A 22,951-nucleotide genomic window follows, 5' to 3' on the forward strand; every position below is an offset into this window, starting at 1 on the left:
AGCATAACTGTAATGGTGGCCATGTGTGCAGGCCTACAATTAGTGCCACCACATCATGCCCTGAACGGTGGCTGCTGCAACCGCAACATAGCGCAACGCTTTACCAAGGCACAAAAAAAAGATTACTGGTCCCCACGAGATGCGCATCCATCCCGCTAACAGACACAGTAAGTCGCCAATCACTGGCATCCAGCTTAATAAGAGTGTGACTGCGCCATAGCGTTTCAGCCAGCCAATGGCTTTTTCTTGCCAGCGCGATGTTTTGCGCAATGGAAAGAAACGCCCAAGGATAACGTTAGTTAACCCTCCAAGGCTATTACCCATTGTTGCTGTTAATACTAAAACCCAGGGATGACTCACCCCAGAAAGTAACATTGCGACCAGCACAACTTCCGAATTGCCGGGTAGTAGTGTAGCGCTGAGAAAACTACTGGCAAACAACGAGAAGAGCGACAGCGACTCACTCACAGCAAGCGAACATCCACGGCGTCCATGCCTGCGGCGCGAGCGGCCTGTATGCCAAAATCGGCATCTTCAAAGACAACGCACTGTGTTGGTTGCACGCCCATACGCTGCGCACACAGCAAAAACGTGTCTGGTGCAGGTTTATGGTGTTTGACGTGATCGGCAGCGACGACCGCGTCAAAATAACGACGTAATCCCAGATGCGTTAGCAGCGCCTCAGCGATGGCGCTTTCACTCCCCGTACCGACAGCCATTGGGCGACGACCGTGCCAGCTTTTCACCACTTCAACAAGAGGAAGCGGTTCGACGCTATCGAGCAACATGCTTCTTACGGCATCGGTTTTCTCGCGGGCTAATGCATGGGGATCGAGATCGACCTGATTCAGCTCAATAATCGCCTGGGCTATACGCCAGGTGGGCGAGCCATTAAGCGCAATCATGGCCTGTACATCGTACTGAAGACCGTAGCGTCCTAATACTTCACGCCACGCTTTACGGTGCGTGGGTTCTGTATCCAGGATTGTGCCATCCATATCAAAAATTAAACCTGCATAACGCTCGTACATTGTCTTCTCGCAAGTCGAAAAATATGACGCTACTTTAGCGTAATTGCTTGATTTTGTCGCCGATGCGAAGGGGAAGATTATTCAGGATATGGATAAAATAGTTATTTAGAAATGAGATGTTTTTGGAGGAAATTGTTGGAGAAGATGGTGCATCCGGGAGGATGACTCACTGGCGTTCGCCCTTCGGGCCGTTGCTGGCGCAACGTTATCCTCCCTGGTGCATACATCAATATTGCAGACCATGAGGATCATCAATCGCGGATAATACGGAGAAGATGGTGCATCCGGGAGGATTCGAACCTCCGACCGCTCGGTTCGTAGCCGAGTACTCTATCCAGCTGAGCTACGGATGCATCGGGAAAATTTATTTTACTGCTGATATTGATATCGCTACGAAAGCCATATCAAGTAATGATGGTGCATCCGGGAGGATTCGAACCTCCGACCGCTCGGTTCGTAGCCGAGTACTCTATCCAGCTGAGCTACGGATGCATCGGGAAAATTATTTTACTGCTGATATTGATACCGCTACGAAAGCTATATCAAGTAAGAGATGGTGCATCCGGGAGGATTCGAACCTCCGACCGCTCGGTTCGTAGCCGAGTACTCTATCCAGCTGAGCTACGGATGCATCGGAAAACTTACTTTACTGCAGATTTTTTGATACCGCTACTAAAGCCATATCAAGCAAGAGATGGTGCATCCGGGAGGATTCGAACCTCCGACCGCTCGGTTCGTAGCCGAGTACTCTATCCAGCTGAGCTACGGATGCAAATGGCGGTGAGGCGGGGATTCGAACCCCGGATGCAGCTTTTGACCGCATACTCCCTTAGCAGGGGAGCGCCTTCAGCCTCTCGGCCACCTCACCACACGCCTCTTACGAGTGCTTCGAAGAACTTGTTTATCGCTCATCGTCGCTGCGTGGCGCACATATTACTTTCTGAGACTTATAAGTCAAACAATTTTTCCCACACTTTTATCGTTTGCACACTTCACGCTCAATTAGACTGTAAAAACGTCAAAAAGAGTGTTTTATCAACAGAAAAAATGGCCTATGACAGGCAGGAATGATGTTGAAAAATGGATGTTAACGTTGAATGAACGGGAGTAACGCGAAAAGAAATTGAAGTGAAGGAGAGATTTTGAGGGTGCGTCTCACCGTTAAAGATGAGACGCGGAAAGATTAGTAACTGGACTGCTGGGATTTTTCAGCCTGGATACGCTGGTAGATCTCTTCACGGTGAACAGAAACTTCCTTCGGGGCATTTACGCCAATACGTACCTGGTTGCCCTTTACCCCTAAAACTGTCACGGTGACCTCATCCCCAATCATGAGGGTCTCACCAACTCGACGAGTCAGAATCAGCATTCTTTGCTCCTTGAAAGATTAAAAGAGTCGGGTCTCTCTGTATCCCGGCATTATCCATCATATAACGCCAAAAAGTAAGCAATGACAAACACATTACATGTAAGCAGTCATGGCATTACATTCTGTTAAACCTAAGTTTAGCCGATATACACAACTTCAACCTGACTTTATCGTTGTCGATAGCGTTGATGCGAATGCCGTGGAGCAAGTCCACGGCATTGCCTGACGCTAATATTATTGCAATTTCGCGCTGACCCAGCCTTTCACACTGGCTAACGCTGCAGGTAAGGCCGCAGCATCCGTACCACCGGCTTGCGCCATGTCAGGACGTCCACCACCCTTGCCGCCCACCTGCTGAGCGACCATACCAATCAGTTCCCCTGCTTTCACACGATCTGTGACGTCCTTAGATACGCCTGCAATCAGAGAAACCTTACCTTCGGCTACCGTTGCCAGCACGATAATTGTCGACCCCAGCTGATTTTTTAAATCGTCAACCATGGTACGCAACATCTTCGGCTCAACACCGTTAAGCTCGCTAACCAACAGCTTAACACCATTAACATCAATTGCCTTACTGGAAAGATTTGCACTCTCCTGCGCGGCAGCCTGTTCTTTAAGCTGTTGTAGCTCTTTTTCCAACTGACGCGTACGTTCCAGTACTGAACGAACTTTATCAGCCAGATTATTGCTATCGCCTTTCAGCAGATGCGCAACTTCGCTTAAACGATCGCTGTCTGCATGAACGGTGGCAATAGCACCTTCTCCGGTTACAGCTTCGATACGACGAACGCCCGCAGCAGTACCCGATTCAGAGATAATACGGAACAGACCGATATCACCGGTGCGGCTGGCGTGAGTACCGCCACACAGCTCTGTGGAGAAATCGCCCATGCTCAGTACACGTACACGTTCATCATACTTCTCGCCAAATAGCGCCATCGCGCCTTTCGCTTTCGCAGCCTCGAGATCCATGATGTTGGTTTCGATCGGCAAGTTACGACGAATCTGTGCGTTAACCAGATCCTCTACGGCACGAATTTCCTCTGGCTTCATCGCTTCATTATGTGAGAAGTCGAAACGCAGCACTTTGTCGTTAACCAGAGAACCTTTCTGCGATACATGAGTCCCCAGAATCTGGCGCAGCGCGGCGTGCATCAAGTGCGTTGCGGAGTGATTCAGACGAATACGAGCGCGACGAGCCTCATCAACATCAGCCTGCACCGCGTCGCCCACTGTCAGAGAACCCGCAGCAAGTTTACCGATGTGGCCAATCGCCTGGCCGTATTTCTGAGTATCTTCTACCGCAAAGGAGAAGTTTGCGCCTTTCAGTTCGCCTTTATCGCCAACCTGACCGCCAGATTCTGCATAGAATGGCGTTTGATCCAGCACAACTACCGCTTCCTGGCCTGCATTGATGGCATCAACCGCTTTACCATCAACAAACAGCGCGGTCACTTTACCGTTCAGTTCCAGATGGTCATAGCCTTTAAATTCAGATGCACTGTCAACACGGATCATTGCGTTGTAATCGGCACCAAAGCCGCTGGCTTCGCGCGCACGACGACGCTGCTCTTCCATTGCTGCTTCAAAACCAGCTTCGTCAACTTTGATGTTGCGCTCACGACAAACGTCAGCCGTCAGGTCAACCGGGAAGCCGTAGGTGTCGTACAGGCGGAAAGCTGTTTCACCATCCAGCGTATCACCAGAAAGTTTTGCCAGTTCTTCATCCAGCAACGCCAGACCGCGCTCCAGAGTACGGGCAAACTGCTCTTCTTCAGTCTTCAGCACCTGCTCAACCTGCGCCTGCTGGCGTTTCAGGTCTTCACCCGCAGAGCCCATAACGTCGATCAGCGGACCAACCAGTTTGTAGAAGAAGGTTTCTTTCGCGCCGAGCATATTGCCGTGACGCACTGCGCGACGAATGATACGACGCAGTACATAACCACGGTTTTCGTTGGACGGCATTACGCCGTCCGCGATCAGGAACGCACAAGAACGAATGTGGTCAGCGATTACGCGCAGCGATTTATTGCTCAGATCGGTCGCGCCAGTGACTTTCGCTACCGCCTGGATCAACGTGCGGAACAGGTCGATGTCATAGTTAGAGTTAACGTGTTGCAGCACCGCAGCAATACGCTCCAGACCCATACCGGTATCTACAGACGGCTTCGGCAGCGGTTCCATCGTGCCATCGGCCTGGCGGTTGAACTGCATGAAGACGATGTTCCAGATCTCAATGTAGCGGTCGCCGTCTTCTTCCGGGCTTCCCGGAGGGCCACCCCAAATGTGGTCGCCGTGATCGTAGAAGATTTCGGTGCACGGGCCGCACGGACCAGTGTCACCCATCTGCCAGAAGTTGTCAGATGCGTATGGCGCACCTTTGTTATCGCCGATGCGAATAATACGTTCGCGTGGGATCCCTACTTCTTTTTCCCAGATTTCGTAGGCTTCGTCGTCGCTTTCATAGACGGTAACCCACAGACGCTCTTTCGGCAGGGCAAACCATTTTTCGCTGGTCAGCAGTTCCCATGCAAACTGAATAGCATCGTGTTTGAAATAGTCGCCGAAGCTGAAGTTGCCCAGCATCTCGAAGAAGGTATGGTGACGCGCGGTGTAACCGACGTTTTCCAGGTCGTTGTGTTTACCACCCGCACGCACGCAGCGTTGGGAGGTGGTAGCGCGGGAATAATTACGCTTGTCGAGCCCAAGGAACACATCCTTGAACTGGTTCATCCCGGCGTTGGTAAACAACAAAGTTGGGTCGTTATGAGGGACCAGGGAACTGCTGGCAACTACCTGATGTCCCTTACTATGGAAAAAGTCGAGAAACGCCTGACGGATCTCAGCGGTGCTCTTGCTCATAATTATCCTGAAATCAAGCTAACGAAATATCGCCACCAGCAGCAGCAAGTTAATAACCGCTGGGCTGGTAACTGAAAAGTGGGAATAAGATAAGTTTTCTTGACTGGGAAGTAAAATACCGTATGCGTTCAGTCGGCAAAATTTCGCCAAATCTCCTGGATATCTTCCATCAGATAGCCACGATAGAGCAGAAAACGCTGGATCTTAACTTTTTCTGAAAAGACTGTTGGCAGCGGTTCGCCATATTTTCGCGTCGCCTGATCGCGCGCCAGTTCGCACCAGTCGATATCACATTCACGCATCGCTTTTTCTGTGGCCTCTCGGGAGATACCTTTCTGGTTCAGTTCCTGACGAATACGCGCTGGTCCATAACCTTTACGGCTACGGCTGGCGATAAAGCGCGCAACAAATCGGCTGTCATCGAGATAGCCATGTTCATGGCACCAGGCAATAACACGCTCGTAATCTTCCGCCGTGGCATCAATCTCTTCCGGGCCATTTTTGCCCATAATCGGTGCTGCGAGTTTACGTCGCAATTCTTGCTCACTGTGATCGCGCACCGCCAGAATGCGTACTGCACGATCCAACAGGCGAGCATATGCCGGGCGACGGGATGTTGATTCTGTCATGGCATATCCTTAAAACTTAAAAAGCAAAAGGGCCGCAGATGCGACCCAGAGATTGCTAACAAATTAGCTCACTTATAAATGTAGACACGATCTTCCTCCTCGCCCTTCCAGTTAGCGGGCCAGAGTGAGAATCACTCTTCACGCCAGTGCTGGCCTGTTCCCCTCACCCTCTCCCCAAAGGAGCGAGGGGACCGTCCGTGTTCACATTATCTTTTATCATCAATAACTAACGATTAAAAATCTTCGTTAGTTTCTGCTACGCCTTCGCTGTCATCTACAGAGAAATCCGGCGTTGAGTTCGGGTTGCTCAGCAGCAGCTCACGTACTTTCTTCTCGATCTCTTTCGCGGTTTCCGGGTTGTCTTTCAGCCAGGCAGTCGCATTCGCTTTACCCTGACCGATCTTCTCACCTTTGTAGCTGTACCACGCGCCTGCCTTCTCGATCAGCTTCTCTTTCACACCCAGGTCAACCAGCTCGCCGTAGAAGTTAATACCTTCGCCGTAGAGGATCTGGAATTCAGCCTGTTTAAACGGCGCAGCGATTTTGTTCTTCACCACTTTCACGCGGGTTTCACTACCCACCACGTTTTCGCCCTCTTTCACCGCGCCGATACGACGGATATCGAGACGAACAGAAGCGTAGAATTTCAGCGCATTACCACCGGTTGTGGTTTCCGGGTTACCGAACATCACACCAATTTTCATACGGATCTGGTTAATGAAGATCAGCAGCGTGTTGGACTGTTTCAGGTTACCCGCCAGCTTACGCATCGCCTGGCTCATCATACGTGCCGCAAGCCCCATATGAGAGTCGCCGATTTCGCCTTCGATTTCCGCTTTCGGCGTCAGTGCCGCAACGGAGTCAACAACGATAACGTCTACGGCGCCAGAACGTGCCAGCGCGTCACAGATTTCCAGTGCCTGCTCGCCGGTGTCCGGCTGAGAGCACAGCAGGTTATCGATATCGACACCCAGTTTACGTGCGTAGACCGGATCCAGCGCGTGTTCAGCATCGATAAACGCACAGGTTTTACCTTCGCGCTGCGCAGCGGCAATAACCTGCAACGTCAGCGTGGTTTTACCGGAAGATTCCGGTCCGTAGATTTCGACGATACGCCCCATCGGCAGACCACCTGCCCCAAGCGCGATATCCAGTGAAAGCGAACCGGTAGAGATGGTTTCCACATCCATAGAACGGTCTTCACCCAGGCGCATGATGGAGCCTTTACCAAATTGTTTCTCAATCTGGCCCAGTGCTGCCGCCAACGCTTTCTGTTTGTTTTCGTCGATAGCCATTTTTACTCCTGTCATGCCGGGTATTACCGGATAGTCAATATATTCTGTTGAAGCAATTATACTGTATGCTCATACAGTATCAAGTATTTTGTAGAAATTGTTGCCACAGCGTCTGCAAGGCATACGCCGTCGCCTGACGACGCACGGCTTCGCGGTCGCCACTGAAGCATTCCCGGCGGGTAATACCTTCGCCGCTGGCTGAGGCAAAAGCAAACCAGACGGTGCCAACAGGTTTCTCTTCGCTGCCGCCGTCTGGCCCAGCGATACCACTAATAGAAACGGCATAATCAGCACGAGCCGCTTTCAGGGCGCCAATTGCCATTTCCACCACGACGGGTTCACTCACCGCGCCATGCTGAGCCAGCGTCTCTTCTCGCACGCCGATCATTTGCGCTTTGGCTTCGTTACTGTAGGTGACAAATCCGCGTTCAAACCAGGCGGAACTACCGGCAATATCGGTAATCACTTTCGCTACCCAGCCGCCGGTACAAGACTCAGCGGTTGTTACGATTGCGCCACGGGCTTTCAGCGCCTGCCCTACCTGCTCGCTTAATTGCATCAGTTCACTGTCAGTCATCACAACCTCTGTCTGTCAGATATTTATGCCGGACAAGATAGCACTTTCCCGTAAAAGATGGGGACGAGCGATTCATTTTACGAGTCGCATTCCGAAATAAGACTGTTACGACCAACCAGTAAAGAAAAAAGCTACCATGCCGCGTTCGCATTGATATGTATTCACAGGGAGAGAAAGTAATGGCAACAAAGAAAACGGATAACACCCCACAAAACGTACTCAAACAGACCACGCAAATGCGTATGTGGGTCACCATTGGCGGCGTCAGCGCCCTGGTTGCAGTGGTATGTAAGATTTTATCTTCTGGCTATCTTGAACCTTTCGATTTTGGTCAGGCTGCGTTAGGCGTTGTCTGCCTGGGATATACAGTGTCGCTGTCTAAGAAAATCAAACAATTACGTCAGCAATCTCTTTCAAATAAACAGTAAGATGGCAGAGGGAGGTTTAACCCCCCTCTTGCAAAGAGTTACTGTACGCGCGCCAGCGCCACGGCCTGTCCTAACTGCCAGACCGCCATTGCGTAATGGGTGCTGTGGTTGTAACGGGTGATGGTGTAGAAGTTCGGCAAACCGTACCAGTACTGATACCCCGTCCCGACATCCAGACGCAGCAAGCTGGCCTGCTGATGATTGCCCAGTGGCTGCTGTGGCGTCAGCCCTGCCGCTGCAAGTTGTGAAATGCTGTACTTGGTTTTGAAGCCATTTGGCAAGCCCGGAGCCTGACCATTTGCCATTACAGCGACCTGATCGCCTTTCACCCAGCCATGCGCTTTGAAATAGTTCGCCACGCTGCCAATGGCATCAACCGGATCCCACAGGTTGATATGTCCGTCGCCGCTGAAATCCACGGCGTATTGTTTGTAAGACGACGGCATAAACTGACCGTAGCCCATTGCCCCGGCAAAGGAACCTTTCAGATTGAGCGGATCGTCCTGCTCATCGCGCGCCATCAGCAGGAAAGTTTCCAGCTCGCCAGAGAAATACTCCGCGCGGCGTGGGTAGTTAAATGACAGCGTCGCCAACGCATCGAGGATGCGGGTTTTACCCATCACGCGTCCCCAGCGGGTTTCGACGCCGATAATCCCGACAATAATTTCCGGCGGTACGCCATACACCTGCCACGCGCGATTCAGCGCCTCTTCATACTGGTTCCAGAAAACCACGCCGTTCTGCACGTTATCCGGCGTAATAAATTTTTTGCGATAACGCAACCATGCGCCATTCGGGCCTGATGGCGGCTTCACTGATGTGGTTGGTGCCTGGTTATCCATCAGCCGCAGTACCGAATCCAGACGTTTCGCCTGAGAGAGGATTTCCTGCAACTGCTGACGATTGAAGCCGTGTTTGTTCACCATTTTGTCGATGAACTGCTGCGCATTCGGGTTGTTAGCGAAGTCACCGCCCATCTGCATCACATTGTGCTGCGGCTCAAGCAGGAAGCCGCCGGACGGCGTTCCGGTGGTCGTTTCAGTCTCAGTAGGTTTTGGCTTGCTGCTACAGGCGGCAAGCAACACAAAAAGGGGAAGTAATGTTACATAACGACGCTTGACCATGAGGAGTCCATTTAACAGATTCAACCAGGGGCAAGTATGGTAAAGCATCCCGCCCCGCACAAGGAAGCGGTAGTCACTGCCCAATACGGACTTTACATAACACAAATCACCTTCATCGCCATTCTCTTAATTAAACTTTCAAATTAAAATATTTATCTTTCATTTTGCGATCAAAATAACACTTTTAAATCTTTCAATCTGATTAGATTGTGTTGCCATTTGGTAATAAAACAATAAATTTCAAAGGAGAGAACAATGATAGAAACCATTACTCATGGCGCAGAGTGGTTCATCGGGCTGTTCCAGAAAGGTGGAGAGGTGTTTACCGGGATGGTGACCGGCATTCTTCCGCTGTTGATAAGCCTGCTGGTAATCATGAACGCGCTGATTAATTTTATCGGGCAGCACCGCATTGAACGATTTGCTCAACGTTGCGCCGGCAATCCTGTTTCTCGTTACCTGCTATTACCGTGCATTGGCACGTTTGTCTTTTGTAACCCGATGACCTTAAGTCTGGGTCGTTTTATGCCGGAAAAGTTCAAACCCAGCTATTACGCGGCGGCCTCTTATAGCTGCCACTCAATGAACGGTCTCTTCCCTCATATCAACCCCGGCGAACTGTTTGTTTATCTGGGAATTGCCAGCGGTCTGACGACGCTGAATCTGCCACTTGGCCCACTGGCAGTGAGCTACCTGCTGGTTGGTCTGGTCACCAACTTCTTCCGTGGCTGGGTGACCGACCTGACCACCGCCATTTTTGAGAAAAAGATGGGCATTCAACTTGAACAGAAAGTTCACCTGGCAGGAGCGACATCATGACGCGTATTCGGATCGAAAAAGGCAATGGTGGCTGGGGTGGCCCGCTTGAACTGGAAGCCACGCCAGGTAAAAAAATCGTCTATATCACCGCCGGAACCCGGCCTGCAATTGTCGACAAACTGGCACAGCTTACTGGCTGGCAGGCTATCGACGGCTTTAAAGAAGGTGAACCTGCGGAAGCGGAAATCGGCGTTGCGGTAATCGACTGCGGCGGCACACTGCGCTGCGGCATCTATCCAAAACGGCATATTCCCACCATTAATATCCACTCGACGGGCAAGTCCGGTCCGCTGGCGCAGTACATAGTGGAAGATATTTATGTCTCTGGCGTGAAAGAAGAAAACATCACTGTAGTGGGTGATGCAACACCACAACCCTCTTCCGTGGGCCGTGACTATGATGCCAGCAAGAAAATCACCGAACAAAGCGATGGTTTACTGGCGAAGGTGGGAATGGGCATGGGGTCTGCCGTTGCCGTGTTGTTCCAGTCCGGGCGCGACACTATCGATACCGTATTAAAAACCATTCTGCCGTTTATGGCGTTCGTCTCGGCGCTCATCGGCATCATTATGGCTTCCGGCCTTGGTGACTGGATTGCTCACGGTCTTGCTCCGCTGGCGAGCCATCCACTGGGGCTGGTTATGCTGGCGCTCATCTGCTCCTTCCCGCTGCTTTCGCCTTTCCTTGGGCCTGGCGCCGTTATCGCGCAGGTTATCGGCGTATTGATTGGTGTGCAGATTGGTCTCGGCAATATTCCGCCGCATCTGGCTTTACCGGCGCTGTTTGCCATCAACGCGCAGGCGGCCTGCGACTTTATCCCGGTCGGTTTATCGCTGGCGGAAGCCCGTCAGGACACGGTTCGCGTCGGGGTTCCTTCTGTACTGGTGAGCCGCTTTTTGACCGGCGCACCGACTGTACTGATCGCCTGGTTTGTCTCCGGTTTTATCTATCAATAGAGGCTGAAACATGACCGTTATTTATCAGACCACCATCACCCGTATCGGCGCGAGCGCCACTGACGCCTTCAGCGACCAGATGCTCATCACCTTTCGTGAAGGCGCACCTGCGGATCTCGAAGAGTATTGCTTCATCCATTGCCACGGCGAATTGAAAGGTGAACTCCATCCCGGTTTGCAATTTTCTCTCGGCCAGCATCGTTATCCGGTGACCGCCGTTGGCAGCGTGGCGGAAGACAATCTTCGCGAACTGGGTCATGTCACCCTGCGCTTCGATGGTTTAAGCGAAGCGGAATTTCCGGGCACTGTACATGTGGCAGGCTCTGTACCCGACGATATCGTACCGGGATCGGTTTTGAAGTTTGAATCTGTTAAGGAGTAAAAAATGAATCAGGTTGCCGTTGTCATCGGTGGTGGGCAAACCCTGGGCGCGTTCCTGTGCCACGGTCTGGCTGGCGAAGGGTATCGCGTCGCGGTTGTCGATATTCAGAGCGACAAAGCCGCAAATGTGGCGCAAGAAATTAACGCCGAATATGGTGAAGGAACGGCGTATGGTTTTGGTGCTGACGCTACCAGCGAGCAGAGCGTTCTGGCGCTCTCTCATGGGGTAGATGAAATCTTTGGTCGCGTGGATTTGCTGGTCTACAGCGCCGGAATAGCAAAAGCAGCCTTTATCAGCGACTTCCAGCTCGGCGATTTTGACCGTTCGCTACAGGTGAATCTGGTGGGTTATTTCCTGTGCGCGCGTGAATTTTCGCGTTTGATGATCCGCGACGGGATTCAGGGACGCATTATTCAGATCAACTCGAAATCCGGCAAAGTGGGCAGCAAACACAACTCTGGCTATAGTGCAGCGAAATTTGGTGGCGTCGGGCTGACTCAATCACTGGCACTGGATCTGGCAGAGTACGGCATTACAGTGCATTCACTGATGCTCGGTAACCTGCTGAAATCGCCGATGTTCCAGTCACTGTTGCCACAATACGCGACCAAGCTGGGTATCAAACCGGATCAAGTCGAGCAGTATTACATCGATAAAGTACCGCTCAAACGCGGCTGCGATTATCAGGATGTGCTGAATATGCTGCTGTTCTACGCCAGTCCAAAGGCGTCGTACTGCACCGGACAGTCGATCAATGTCACCGGTGGTCAGGTGATGTTCTGATCAACAGCGGAGATCCCTTAAGGATCTCCGCGAGACTAATAGAATGCCTGATGCGCTACGCTTCTCAGGCCTACAGGACTTCCGCCACTACATTAAGGAGAAGTTATGGTATCAGCTCTCATCACCGTCGCCGTTATCGCCTGGTGTGCGCAACTGGCCTTAGGCGGCTGGCAAATTTCTCGTTTTAATCGAGCCTTCGACGCGCTCTGCCAGCAAGGGCGCGTCGGTGTAGGCCGTTCCAGTGGGCGCTTTAAGCCACGGGTCGTGGTCGCCATCGCCCTGGACGATCAGCAGCGCGTCACCGACACCTTGTTTATGAAAGGACTGACCGTTTTCGCCCGACCACAAAAAATTCCCGCAATTAAGGGTATGTATTCTGGTGATTTGAGGCCCGATGTGATCTTTCCCCGTGATCCACTATCACAGAATGCTCTATCATTGGCGCTTAAACTGAAACGTGGATAATTTCGTTGTGAATGTTACTTGCTTGCGAAGTTATCATTTTGAAACCTAAATCAGGTAATCACGCCCATGAAACCTCGTCAGCGTCAGGCCGCCATTCTGGAGTACCTGCAAAAGCAGGGGAAATGCTCGGTTGAAGAATTGGCGCAATACTTTGACACCACAGGCACCACCATTCGCAAAGATCTGGTTATTCTGGAACATGCAGGAACCGTCATCCGTACCTATGGCGGCGTGGTGTTAAATAAAGAGGAATCCGATCCGCCTATCGATCATAAAACGCTCATCAACACCCACAAGAAAGAGCTGATTGCGGAAGCCGCCGTCAGTTTTATTCATGATGGCGATTCGATCATTCTTGATGCTGGCAGTACCGTGTTGCAGATGGTCCCCATGCTCTCGCGCTTTAATAACATCACGGTGATGACCAACAGCCTGCATATCGTCAACGCGCTATCCGAACTGGATAATGAACAAACCATCCTGATGCCAGGCGGAACATTTCGCAAAAAATCGGCCTCATTTCACGGGCAACTGGCAGAGAATGCCTTCGAGCATTTCACCTTCGATAAATTATTTATGGGCACCGACGGCATCGATCTCAATGCGGGCGTAACCACGTTCAACGAGGTCTATACCGTCAGTAAGGCAATGTGCAATGCCGCGCGCGAAGTGATTTTGATGGCTGACTCATCGAAGTTTGGCCGTAAAAGCCCCAACGTAGTTTGCAGTCTTGAAAGCGTCGATAAGCTGATTACCGACGCAGGTATCGATCCGGCGTTTCGTCAGGCGCTGGAAGAGAAAGGGATCGACGTGATCATTACCGGAGAGAGCAATGAGTGAAGCACTACTAAACGCAGGGCGTCAGACGTTAACCATGGAGTTGCAGGAAGCAAGCCGTTTACCGGAACGTCTGGGCGATGATTTTGTTCGCGCCGCCAATATCATCCTGCACTGCGAAGGCAAAGTGGTGGTTTCGGGAATTGGCAAATCGGGTCACATTGGCAAAAAGATCGCCGCAACGCTTGCCAGTACCGGCACACCGGCTTTTTTTGTCCATCCGGCAGAAGCACTGCACGGCGATCTGGGAATGATTGAAAGCCGCGATGTGATGCTGTTTATCTCTTACTCCGGTGGCGCGAAGGAACTGGATCTGATCATTCCGCGTCTGGAAGATAAATCCATCGCGCTGCTGGCGATGACCGGCAAACCGACATCACCGCTGGGTCTGGCGGCGAAAGCAGTGCTGGATATTTCCGTCGAACGCGAAGCCTGCCCGATGCACCTTGCGCCGACCTCCAGCACTGTGAATACCCTGATGATGGGTGACGCACTGGCGATGGCAGTCATGCAGGCGCGCGGTTTTAATGAAGAAGATTTTGCCCGCTCCCACCCTGCCGGCGCACTGGGCGCTCGCTTGCTGAATAAAGTGCATCATCTGATGCGCCGTGATGACGCTATCCCACAGGTAGCATTAACCGCTAGCGTGATGGACGCGATGCTGGAACTCAGCCGCACCGGTTTAGGTCTGGTGGCAGTGTGCGATGATCAACGACTGGTGAAAGGCGTCTTTACTGACGGCGATTTACGTCGCTGGCTGGTTGGCGGCGGCGCACTCACCACGCCAGTTAATGAAGCGATGACGACAGGCGGCACCACACTACAGGCGCAAAGTCGCGCCATCGACGCTAAAGAGATCCTGATGAAGCGCAAAATCACTGCCGCACCGGTGGTGGATGAAAACGGCAAACTCACCGGCGCAATTAACCTGCAGGATTTCTATCAGGCCGGGATTATTTAATCCTTGAATCCCAGACGTTTCGCCAGCCGATGCAGGTTGGCGACGTCGGTTTCCAGCATCCGCGCGCAGGCGGCCCAGTTGTTATGATTTTGTGCCAGTGCCTGGCGAATAGTTTCACGCTGGAACGCTTCTGTCGCTTCACGCAGATTTTGCTTAATAACGGGCACCGCCGCCGCTTCTGGCGTCGGCAACGTCACCTCAGGAAAAGCAAAATGTTGCGCCTCAAGAATCACTTCATCGCCGCTGCGGGTGGCTCTCGACAGTACTACCGCCCGATGAATAGCATGTTCCAGTTCACGCACGTTTCCCGGAAAACTGTAGTGTTGCAGTAAATTTCGCGCACTGGCGCTTAATACCACGCGGGAAAGCCCCAGCCGCAGGCGGCACTGCTCGCAGAAATACCCCGCCAGCAGAATGACGTCATCGCCCCGCTCACGCAGCGGCGGCACCGAAAGTGGAAACACGCTCAGGCGATGAAACAAGTCGGCGCGGAATCGCCCTGCCAGCACCTCTTCACGCAAGTCGCGGTTAGTCGCCGCCAGCACGCGCACATCGACCCGCAAACTGCGGTCATCGCCAACGCGCTGAATATCGCCATACTGCAACACCCGCAGCAGCTTGGCCTGCAATGCCAACGACAACTCGCCGATCTCATCGAGAAACAGCGTGCCGTTATCCGCCATTTCAAACTTCCCGCTGCGGTTACTGATAGCGCCAGTAAACGCTCCTTTCACATGCCCGAACAATTCACTTTCCGCCACACTTTCCGGCAGTGCGGCACAGTTGAGATAGACCAGCGGATTCACCGCCCGTGGCGAGGCTTCATGAATCGCTTTCGCCACCAGCTCCTTACCGGTTCCCGTCTCACCGCTGATTAAGACGTTGAGATCGGACGCCGCCACAATCTCAATCTCTTTTTTTAATTGCGTCATACCTGGCGACAGACCGATCATCTGCGTCTGTTTCACCGCTTCAAACGGCGCGGCATCGCCCGGCAGCATATTCTGGCTTTCCAGTTGCTCAATCAGCAACGCATTGCTTAACGCTCCCGCCGCCAGCGCAGCAATCAGCCGTAACTCTTCGTCGCTGAAAACATCGAACTGATCGGGCTGCATCCCGTCGAGCGTCAATGCGCCGATCAGGTTTTGCCCGGCAAACAACGGCAGACCAACGCAGGCGTGAACCTTCAGACTCTCCTGCCCGGGAATCAAACCGTCATAGGGATCGGGCAATTCGCTGTCTGCGGGAAAGCGCACCACGTCCCCAGCGCGGGCAATCGCTTCCAGCCGAGGATGCCCTTCCAGCGCAAAGCGTCTACCGAGTACATCCTTCGCCAGCCCGTCGATGGCAAGCGGAATAAACTGCCGCGAGTCGTAACGTAGCAACGCAGACGCATCGCACTCCAGCACCTGACGCAGCGTGGTGATCAGGCGCTGAAAACGATCCTGATGGCCAATCCCACGCTGCAATTCGATGGCGATATTCGCCAGCACATCAACGGAAAAACTCATCTTTGCCTCACTGTCATTTTGACTATTGATATTGTCATATTGACCATTTTATTGATAGTCGTTTTGACTACTCACTAATGAGCATAAATTAATTTATACATTAAAAACAATCAGATAAAAAACTGGCACGCAATCTGCAATTAACAAGACATCTTTTTAGAACACGCTGAATAAATTGAGGTTGCTATGTCTATTGTGGTGAAAAATAACATTCATTGGGTGGGTCAACGTGACTGGGAAGTACGTGATTTTCACGGCACGGAATATAAAACGCTGCGCGGCAGCAGCTACAACAGCTACCTCATTCGCGAAGAAAAAAACGTGCTAATCGACACCGTCGACCATAAATTCAGCCGCGAATTTGTGCAGAACCTGCGTAATGAAATCGATCTGGCGGATATCGATTACATCGTGATTAACCATGCAGAAGAGGACCACGCCGGGGCGCTGACTGAACTGATGGCGCAAATTCCCGATACGCCGATCTACTGTACAGCCAACGCTATCGACTCGATAAATGGTCATCACCATCATCCGGAGTGGAATTTTAATGTGGTGAAAACTGGCGACACGCTGGATATCGGCAACGGCAAACAGCTCATTTTTGTCGAAACGCCAATGCTGCACTGGCCGGACAGCATGATGACTTACCTGACAGGCGACGCGGTGCTGTTCAGTAACGATGCTTTCGGTCAGCACTACTGCGACGAGCATCTGTTCAACGATGAAGTGGATCAGACCGAGCTTTTCGAGCAGTGCCAGCGTTACTACGCCAATATCCTGACGCCGTTCAGCCGCCTGGTAACGCCGAAAATTACCGAGATCCTGGGCTTTAACTTGCCAGTCGATATGATAGCGACCTCTCACGGCGTGGTATGGCGCGATAACCCGACGCAAATTGTCGAGCTGTACCTGAAATTGGCGGCGGATTATCAGGAAGACAGAATCACCATTTTCTACGACACCATGTCGAATAACACCCGCATGATGGCTGACGCTATCGCCCAGGGGATTGCGGAAACCGACCCGCGCGTAGCGGTGAAAATTTTCAACGTCGCCCGAAGCGATAAAAACGAAATCCTGACCAATGTCTTCCGCTCAAAAGGCGTGCTGGTCGGCACTTCTACGATGAATAATGTGATGATGCCGAAAATCGCCGGGCTGGTGGAGGAGATGACCGGATTGCGCTTTCGTAATAAACGCGCCAGTGCTTTCGGCTCTCACGGCTGGAGCGGCGGTGCGGTGGATCGTCTTTCCACTCGCCTGCAGGATGCAGGTTTCGAAATGTCGCTTAGCCTGAAAGCCAAATGGCGACCGGATCAGGACGCTCTGGAGTTATGCCGTGAACACGGTCGCGAAATCGCCCGTCAGTGGGCGCTTTCGCCGCTGCCGCAGAGCACGGTGAATACGGTGGTTAAAGAAGAAACCTGTGCCACCACGACGGCTGACCTCGGCCCACGGATGCAATGCAGCGTCTGCCAATGGATTTACGATCCGGCAAAAGGCGAGCCAATGCAGGACGTTGCGCCAGGAACGCCGTGGAGTGAAGTCCCGGATAACTTCCTGTGCCCGGAATGTTCACTCGGCAAAGACGTCTTTGACGAACTGGCATCGGAGGCAAAATGAGCAACGGCATTGTGATCATTGGTTCGGGCTTCGCCGCCCGCCAACTGGTGAAAAATATTCGCAAACAGGACGCCAGTACTCCGTTAACCCTGATTGCCGCCGACAGCATGGATGAGTACAACAAACCTGACCTCAGCCATGTTATCAGTCAGGGGCAACGTGCCGACGACCTTACCCGCCAGACGGCAGGTAAATTTGCCGAGCAGTTTAATCTGCGCCTGTTTCCGCACACCTGGGTGACGGATATCGATGCCGAAGCCCATGTGGTGAAAAGTCAGAATAATCAGTGGCAATACGACAAGTTAGTGCTGGCAACCGGTGCCAGCGCCTTTGTCCCGCCAGTGCCCGGGCGTGAGTTAATGCTGACGTTAAATAGTCAGCAAGAGTATCGCGCCTGTGAAACGCAACTGCGGGATGCCCGACGCGTGTTGATTGTCGGCGGTGGTTTGATTGGTAGCGAACTGGCGATGGATTTTTGTCGTGCAGGCAAAGCGGTCACGCTAATCGACAACGCTGCCAGTATTCTGGCATCGTTAATGCCACCGGAAGTAAGCAGCCGCTTGCAGCATCGGTTGACGGAGATGGGCGTTCATCTGCTGTTGAAATCTCAGTTGCAGGGGCTGGAAAAAACGGATTCTGGCATTCGGGCAACGCTGGATCGCCAACGCAGCATCGAAGTAGATGCAGTAATTGCCGCCACCGGACTGCGCCCGGAAACCGCCCTGGCACGACGCGCCGGACTGACGATTAATCGCGGCGTTTGCGTCGATAGTTATCTGCAAACCAGTAATGCCGATATTTATGCGCTGGGCGATTGCGCAGAAATTAACGGTCAGGTACTGCCGTTCCTCCAGCCGATTCAACTTAGCGCGATGGTGCTGGCAAAAAATCTTCTCGGCAATAACACGCCGCTGAAACTACCGGCGATGCTGGTGAAAATCAAAACGCCGGAATTACCGCTGCATCTGGCAGGGGAAACCCAGCGTCAGGATTTACGCTGGCAGATTAATACCGAACGCCAGGGAATGGTGGCGCGCGGCGTTGACGATGCCGACCAGCTTCGCGCCTTTGTGGTCAGTGAGGATCGGATGAAAGAGGCATTTGGATTGTTGAAAACGTTGCCGGTGTAGGGATAATTTTCTCCCTCGCCCAAAGGGGCGAGGGGACTGTTCGTGCTCCTTTTAAGGTTCAGTTACGCCACATCCGCCACTATGCAGCATGCATGATGCGAGCCGCAGCAATAACCCCCTGCCCCAGAGACAAACCGCCATCACCTGCCGGTAAACTCTGTGGAAAGAGCAATGTGAAATCAGCGAGATAATGCGCCAGGCGTGCGCGCAGCAAACGGTTATGAATAACGCCACCACTAAATACCAGCGTAGTGATACCCCGCATCGTAGCCTGCTCACGCATCAACGATGCAAAACCCTGCGCCAGCGCATCATGAAACGCCCACGCACGTTCATTAACCGGTGCCTGCCAGTTCAGCCACTGCTGCCAGAAGGTGGCGAGATCCAGTTGATTGTCCACCAGCGGCATCGTTACCTGATGCTTCACGCCGTGGCACGAAGCCGCCAGCGCCTCCAGCGCACAAGCCGCTTCGCCTTCATAACTTAATGTGGCTGGCGCACAGTCCAGCGCCGCCGCTACTGCATCGAACAAACGCCCACACGATGACGCCAGCGGCGCGTTAATTCCACGCTCAATGGCCCGCGCCAGCACGCTCCAGTTTTGCTGTTGCACACTTGCCGTTTCAGGGTAATTCTGCCACTGCGGCACAAAGCGCAGGCACTGCGCCAGCAGGTTACGCCACGGCTGCTTTGCAGCCAAATCGCCCCCCGGAAGCGCCACCGCAGGCAAGCCGCCCAGGTGCTCACATTCGCGATAGTTCACCCGCAGGCACTCGCCGCCCCACAAAGCGCCGTTCTCCCCCATACCGATACCGTCGAGCGTCAACGCAATGACATCACCGCCATCCAGCGGCCAGTGATGTTCTGCCAGACACGCCGCTGCGTGGGCATGATGATGAAGCACCGTTTGCGTCGGCAGATTCATTTCGCTCGCCCACTGGCTGGAGACATAGCCCGGATGCACGTCATGCACAACGTATTGCGGGGTAAAATCGTAGATGTTTTGCATCAGGCGTAACGCTTCGCGCCACTGCATCTGGATGCCATCGTCACTTAAATCGCCCAGATGCTGACTCAACACCGCTTGCTCACCGCGCACCAGGCAGAAGGTATTTTTCAGATCAGCGCCGAGACACAGCACAGGCGGAACATTTTTAAAGCCCGGAGGCAAAGCCAGCGCATCCGGCACATACCCCCGCGAACGGCGCAGCATTTCGCCGCTTTCGCGCACCACCGAATCATCCATCCGCTGCACGATGTCGCGGTTATGTATCAGGAATCCGTCGGCAATGCCCTGCAAATCCGTCAGCGCCTGTTCGTTGCTGATAGCCGGTGGTTTACCGCTCAGGTTGCCGGAGGTCATCACCAGCGGGCATTGCAGTTCCTGTAACAGCAAATGCTGGAGCGGGTTCGCAGGCAACATCACCCCAACTTCGTTAAGGCCAGGGGCGATATCATCACAAAGATCAGGAACATATTTTTTATCCACCAGCACAATCGGCGCGGCGGGTGTGGTAAGCAACTGACGGGCAGCGTCTGGTAAATCTTCTGCCACTGGCAACATAACCGCCAGCGGTTTCGCCGGGCGATGTTTGCGTGCCCGTAGTGTCGCCACCGCGTTACTGTTACGCGCATCGCAGGCGAGATGAAATCCGCCAATCCCTTTGATGGCGACAATGTTACCCGCTTTTAGCTGTGCGATAGCTGCCTGTAATGCCGCCTCTTGCTCGGCACGTTCGCCATGACTTACCCATTCAAGATGCGGGCCACACTCCGGGCAGGCCACCGGCTGGGCGTGGAAGCGACGATCGAGCGGATCGCGATATTCTTTGTCACAGGCCGGACACAGCGGAAACGCCGCCATCACGGTAAACGGGCGGTCGTAAGGCATCGCGCGAATAATGGTGAAACGCGGGCCACAGTGAGTACAGTTGATAAACGGATAACGATAACGCCGCTCGCCTGGGGTATTCATTTCGGCAAGACAGGCAGGGCAAGTAGCGGCATCGGGAACAATTTGCGTATTCATGGTGCCGCCTGTGCTCTGGCGGATGGTGAACTCGGTGGGCGGCTGTGGCCAGATAAACGGCTCACGCTCGACGCTATCAATACGCGCCAGCGGTGGGCAGTGCTGATGCAATTGAACAAGAAACGTTTCCGGGTCTTCCAGCAACCGGACTTCCACGCCATCGCCGTCATTACAGACATCGCCGTGAAGATTTAATTGCTGTGCCAGCTGCCAGACAAACGGACGAAAACCGACGCCCTGCACTTTGCCACGAATACGCAGTTGGACACCGCAAGATGTGTTTTTTGCCATTGAGTTATTCCCGCCATCATGAATTGCGTAACCCGCCCAGCCGGACACGAGCGCGTCGCATCCGGCAGTCACAGGTCAGCGAAACCGCCCGCTCCGTATTCTACGAATATTTCCGGGAATTCCTTTGATGCCAGAACAGTTCTGTAAGATTTTTAGAACATCAGCGCCGTGCGGCGACGTTTTTCTGCGCTCAGTTGTTCAAGTTTATTACGATCGACACAAATCAGCGCATGGGTCGGGCAAGCCGCCATACACGCCGGGCCGTCTTCACGATGGTTACACAGGTCGCATTTATTGGCTTCGGCTTTGTCAGCCCGTACATTCAGCCCTGCGCCGCTGTTGCGAATCACCGGACGCACCACCACTTCCATCGCACCATACGGGCAAGCCACAACGCAGGTTTTGCAACCAATACAACGTTCCTGCATGACATGAACAAACCCTTTATCACGGCTGATAGCACCATTCGGGCAGACGTTAGCGCACGGTGCATCTTCACACTGACGGCAGACTGTCGCCGTGGAAATGTTCACACCTTTAATGACATGGATACGCGGTAAAAATGTTTCCGGGGTCAGCGATGCACAGTCCTGATTCTCCTGATGAGAAACCACGCACGCCACTTCACAGGTACGGCAACCAATACATTTACTCGCGTCAGCAATGATGAAACGGTTCATCAAATTCTCCAGCAATGACAGTTAATGCGCCGATACATTCACAAATCATGCCAGTTTTTAATTTACTGTTATTTAAGGAAATTAAATTCTGTAATGCAGAAAAAACGATGTCATCGACACAAGTGACGATGACATGTGATGACAATGTTTATCGCGAAAGAGCAATGAGGGAGTCGCGGCGGATCAGTTTTCCGCTGAAGGTTTTCGGCGGTGAGAAATCCCCGCCATCGAGCATAAAAATCAGCCGTCCAATAACTTCCTGAATCATCTCAGTCACCGGAATTTTTACGCTGGAGAGCGCCGGGATCGTGTACGGCGCCATGGCGATATCATCAAATCCAATCACCGACACCTGCTCCGGCACCGCTACGCCGCGCTCGTGCAACGCTTTCATCGCCCCTATCGCCATATCGTCATTACTGGCAACCAACGCGCTAAATTTAGCCCCTCGTTCGAGCAACGTTTCTACTCCTTCGGCTCCGCTGGCGGGCGTCCATTTACCGTTAGCGATAAGTTTTTCATTGAGCGCAATACCATACTGCGCCAGCGCGTCTTTATACCCGGCAAGACGTTCAACGCTGGTGGGGGAATCCATCGAGCCGGTAAGGAAAGCAATCTCCTGATGTCCGGCGTTTATCAACTCTGCCACGGCGTTAAAGCTGGTCTGTTTATGATCGCACCAGACGCTATGACTGCTGTGTTTGCGCAGGCGGCGATTAAGCACCATTATCGGCTGACTGTGCGCGTCAATAATGTCATCGATCTCATCCACGCTTAAAAAACGCGGGTAAATCATAATGGCGTCGCAGCGCAGATCCAGCAGATACTGAATCGCCTGGCGCTCTTCTTCGGCGCTATGTTTACCATCAGCCAGCAACAGTTGGCGCCCTTTCTCTTCCGCCATTCGCGCGGCATGAAACAGTAATTCACTAAAATAAATGCCGTGGTAAAGCGTGTTGGTCACTACCAGCCCCAGCGTCTGAGTACTCTTCGCCGACAGATTGCGCGCCAGCAAATTTGGGCGGTAACCGCTCTCTTCTACCGCCTGAAACACGCGATCTTTCGTCTCCTGGCTGACGTAGCCATTACCTGAAAGCACGCGGGAAACGGTCGCTTTTGAAACCCCGGCGCGCTTCGCCACTTCCAGCATTGTCGTCATTGTT

Annotated in this window: 22 protein-coding genes and 5 tRNA genes; 10 read left to right on the top strand and 17 right to left on the bottom strand. The window is 52.8% G+C overall.

From position 1 onward, the window contains the following. Positions 1-39: 39 nt before the first annotated feature. The 12 genes from A7098_RS10645 to pncC all read right to left on the bottom strand — a co-directional run bounded on the left by A7098_RS10645 (position 40) and on the right by pncC (position 7,766). Complete coding sequence (locus A7098_RS10645; protein WP_000004484.1) at positions 40-468, bottom strand: YqaA family protein; 429 nt, start codon at positions 466-468, stop codon at positions 40-42. Further along, on the bottom strand, positions 465-1,031 hold the full coding sequence (gene yqaB / locus A7098_RS10650; RefSeq protein ID WP_105280768.1) for a fructose-1-phosphate/6-phosphogluconate phosphatase: 567 nt from the start codon (positions 1,029-1,031) through the stop codon (positions 465-467). The genes A7098_RS10645 and yqaB overlap by 4 nt, the downstream gene beginning before the upstream one ends. A 276-nt stretch (positions 1,032-1,307) precedes the next feature. Continuing rightward, positions 1,308-1,384, bottom strand: a tRNA-Arg gene (locus A7098_RS10655). Between the two features lie 62 nt (positions 1,385-1,446). Further along, positions 1,447-1,523 (bottom strand) — tRNA-Arg (locus tag A7098_RS10660). 62 nt (positions 1,524-1,585) lie between these two features. Continuing rightward, positions 1,586-1,662, bottom strand: a tRNA-Arg gene (locus tag A7098_RS10665). Positions 1,663-1,726: 64 nt separating this feature from the next. Further along, a tRNA-Arg gene (locus A7098_RS10670) sits at positions 1,727-1,803 on the bottom strand. Positions 1,804-1,806: 3 nt separating this feature from the next. Then, positions 1,807-1,899 (bottom strand) — tRNA-Ser (locus tag A7098_RS10675). 315 nt (positions 1,900-2,214) lie between these two features. Continuing rightward, the gene (gene csrA / locus A7098_RS10680; protein WP_000906486.1) at positions 2,215-2,400 is read right to left on the bottom strand and encodes a carbon storage regulator CsrA; all 186 of its coding nucleotides are present in this window, start codon (positions 2,398-2,400) and stop codon (positions 2,215-2,217) included. Between the two features lie 234 nt (positions 2,401-2,634). Continuing rightward, the gene (gene alaS / locus A7098_RS10685; protein WP_000047190.1) at positions 2,635-5,265 is read right to left on the bottom strand and encodes an alanine--tRNA ligase; all 2,631 of its coding nucleotides are present in this window, start codon (positions 5,263-5,265) and stop codon (positions 2,635-2,637) included. 128 nt (positions 5,266-5,393) lie between these two features. Further along, on the bottom strand, positions 5,394-5,894 hold the full coding sequence (recX, locus tag A7098_RS10690) for a recombination regulator RecX (RefSeq protein ID WP_000140512.1): 501 nt from the start codon (positions 5,892-5,894) through the stop codon (positions 5,394-5,396). 233 nt (positions 5,895-6,127) lie between these two features. Continuing rightward, positions 6,128-7,189 carry a recombinase RecA gene (recA, locus tag A7098_RS10695; protein ID WP_000963153.1) on the bottom strand — a complete coding sequence of 354 codons (1,062 nt, stop codon included), beginning with the start codon at positions 7,187-7,189 and terminating at the stop codon, positions 6,128-6,130. A 79-nt stretch (positions 7,190-7,268) separates the two neighbouring features. Then, entirely contained in the window at positions 7,269-7,766 is a 498-nt protein-coding gene (gene pncC, locus A7098_RS10700) for a nicotinamide-nucleotide amidase (protein ID WP_010348092.1), read from the bottom strand. 179 nt (positions 7,767-7,945) lie between these two features. Between pncC and A7098_RS10705 the strand changes: the two genes are divergently transcribed. Continuing rightward, positions 7,946-8,194, top strand: a complete 249-nt coding sequence (locus A7098_RS10705; protein ID WP_000201681.1) for a hypothetical protein — start codon at positions 7,946-7,948, stop codon at positions 8,192-8,194. 38 nt (positions 8,195-8,232) lie between these two features. Here A7098_RS10705 and mltB read toward each other — a convergent pair whose 3' ends face one another. Next, positions 8,233-9,318 (bottom strand): lytic murein transglycosylase B, encoded by a 1,086-nt coding sequence (gene mltB / locus A7098_RS10710; protein WP_105280769.1) that lies wholly within the window; start codon positions 9,316-9,318, stop codon positions 8,233-8,235. Positions 9,319-9,573: 255 nt separating this feature from the next. Here mltB and srlA point away from each other — a divergent pair, with 255 nt between their 5' ends. The 7 genes from srlA to gutQ all read left to right on the top strand — a co-directional run bounded on the left by srlA (position 9,574) and on the right by gutQ (position 14,521). Beyond that, the gene (gene srlA, locus A7098_RS10715) at positions 9,574-10,137 is read left to right on the top strand and encodes a PTS glucitol/sorbitol transporter subunit IIC (protein ID WP_000573314.1); all 564 of its coding nucleotides are present in this window, start codon (positions 9,574-9,576) and stop codon (positions 10,135-10,137) included. Further along, positions 10,134-11,093, top strand: coding sequence for a PTS glucitol/sorbitol transporter subunit IIB (srlE, locus tag A7098_RS10720; protein ID WP_000196924.1), 960 nt, complete (start codon positions 10,134-10,136; stop codon positions 11,091-11,093). Before srlA ends, srlE begins: the two co-directional genes overlap by 4 nt. 10 nt (positions 11,094-11,103) lie before the next feature. Then, on the top strand, positions 11,104-11,475 hold the full coding sequence (gene srlB, locus A7098_RS10725) for a PTS glucitol/sorbitol transporter subunit IIA (RefSeq protein ID WP_105280770.1): 372 nt from the start codon (positions 11,104-11,106) through the stop codon (positions 11,473-11,475). A 3-nt stretch (positions 11,476-11,478) separates the two neighbouring features. Further along, positions 11,479-12,258: a sorbitol-6-phosphate dehydrogenase gene (gene srlD / locus A7098_RS10730; RefSeq protein ID WP_085461070.1), complete on the top strand. Its 780-nt coding sequence runs from the start codon at positions 11,479-11,481 to the stop codon at positions 12,256-12,258. A gap of 105 nt (positions 12,259-12,363) precedes the next feature. Continuing rightward, on the top strand, positions 12,364-12,723 hold the full coding sequence (gutM, locus tag A7098_RS10735) for a transcriptional regulator GutM (protein ID WP_000252899.1): 360 nt from the start codon (positions 12,364-12,366) through the stop codon (positions 12,721-12,723). A 66-nt stretch (positions 12,724-12,789) separates the two neighbouring features. Continuing rightward, a complete protein-coding gene (srlR, locus tag A7098_RS10740; RefSeq protein WP_000804555.1) occupies positions 12,790-13,563 on the top strand; it encodes a glucitol operon DNA-binding transcriptional repressor SrlR in 774 nt (257 codons plus the stop codon). Beyond that, positions 13,556-14,521, top strand: a complete 966-nt coding sequence (gutQ, locus tag A7098_RS10745) for an arabinose-5-phosphate isomerase GutQ (RefSeq protein WP_105280771.1) — start codon at positions 13,556-13,558, stop codon at positions 14,519-14,521. The genes srlR and gutQ overlap by 8 nt, the downstream gene beginning before the upstream one ends. On the opposite strand, the gene norR is transcribed toward gutQ, so the two are convergent. Continuing rightward, positions 14,518-16,032 (bottom strand): nitric oxide reductase transcriptional regulator NorR, encoded by a 1,515-nt coding sequence (norR, locus tag A7098_RS10750; protein WP_105280772.1) that lies wholly within the window; start codon positions 16,030-16,032, stop codon positions 14,518-14,520. The genes gutQ and norR overlap by 4 nt on opposite strands. A gap of 186 nt (positions 16,033-16,218) precedes the next feature. On the opposite strand from norR, the gene norV reads away from it, so the two are divergent. Both norV and norW read left to right on the top strand, forming a co-directional pair. Continuing rightward, positions 16,219-17,658 carry an anaerobic nitric oxide reductase flavorubredoxin gene (gene norV / locus A7098_RS10755; RefSeq protein WP_105280773.1) on the top strand — a complete coding sequence of 480 codons (1,440 nt, stop codon included), beginning with the start codon at positions 16,219-16,221 and terminating at the stop codon, positions 17,656-17,658. Then, complete coding sequence (gene norW, locus A7098_RS10760; protein WP_105280774.1) at positions 17,655-18,788, top strand: NADH:flavorubredoxin reductase NorW; 1,134 nt, start codon at positions 17,655-17,657, stop codon at positions 18,786-18,788. The genes norV and norW overlap by 4 nt, the downstream gene beginning before the upstream one ends. A gap of 79 nt (positions 18,789-18,867) precedes the next feature. On the opposite strand, the gene hypF is transcribed toward norW, so the two are convergent. The 3 genes from hypF to ascG form a co-directional block, all read right to left on the bottom strand. Next, the gene (gene hypF, locus A7098_RS10765; protein WP_105280807.1) at positions 18,868-21,108 is read right to left on the bottom strand and encodes a carbamoyltransferase HypF; all 2,241 of its coding nucleotides are present in this window, start codon (positions 21,106-21,108) and stop codon (positions 18,868-18,870) included. A 152-nt stretch (positions 21,109-21,260) separates the two neighbouring features. Next, on the bottom strand, positions 21,261-21,788 hold the full coding sequence (gene hydN, locus A7098_RS10770) for an electron transport protein HydN (RefSeq protein WP_001078777.1): 528 nt from the start codon (positions 21,786-21,788) through the stop codon (positions 21,261-21,263). A gap of 148 nt (positions 21,789-21,936) precedes the next feature. Next, complete coding sequence (gene ascG, locus A7098_RS10775; protein WP_105280775.1) at positions 21,937-22,947, bottom strand: DNA-binding transcriptional regulator AscG; 1,011 nt, start codon at positions 22,945-22,947, stop codon at positions 21,937-21,939. Between the last annotated feature and the right edge of the window lie 4 nt (positions 22,948-22,951).

It is taken from the genome of Escherichia sp. MOD1-EC7011, from assembly GCF_002965005.1.
In the GTDB taxonomy this organism is placed as follows: Bacteria; Pseudomonadota; Gammaproteobacteria; order Enterobacterales; family Enterobacteriaceae; genus Escherichia; species Escherichia ruysiae.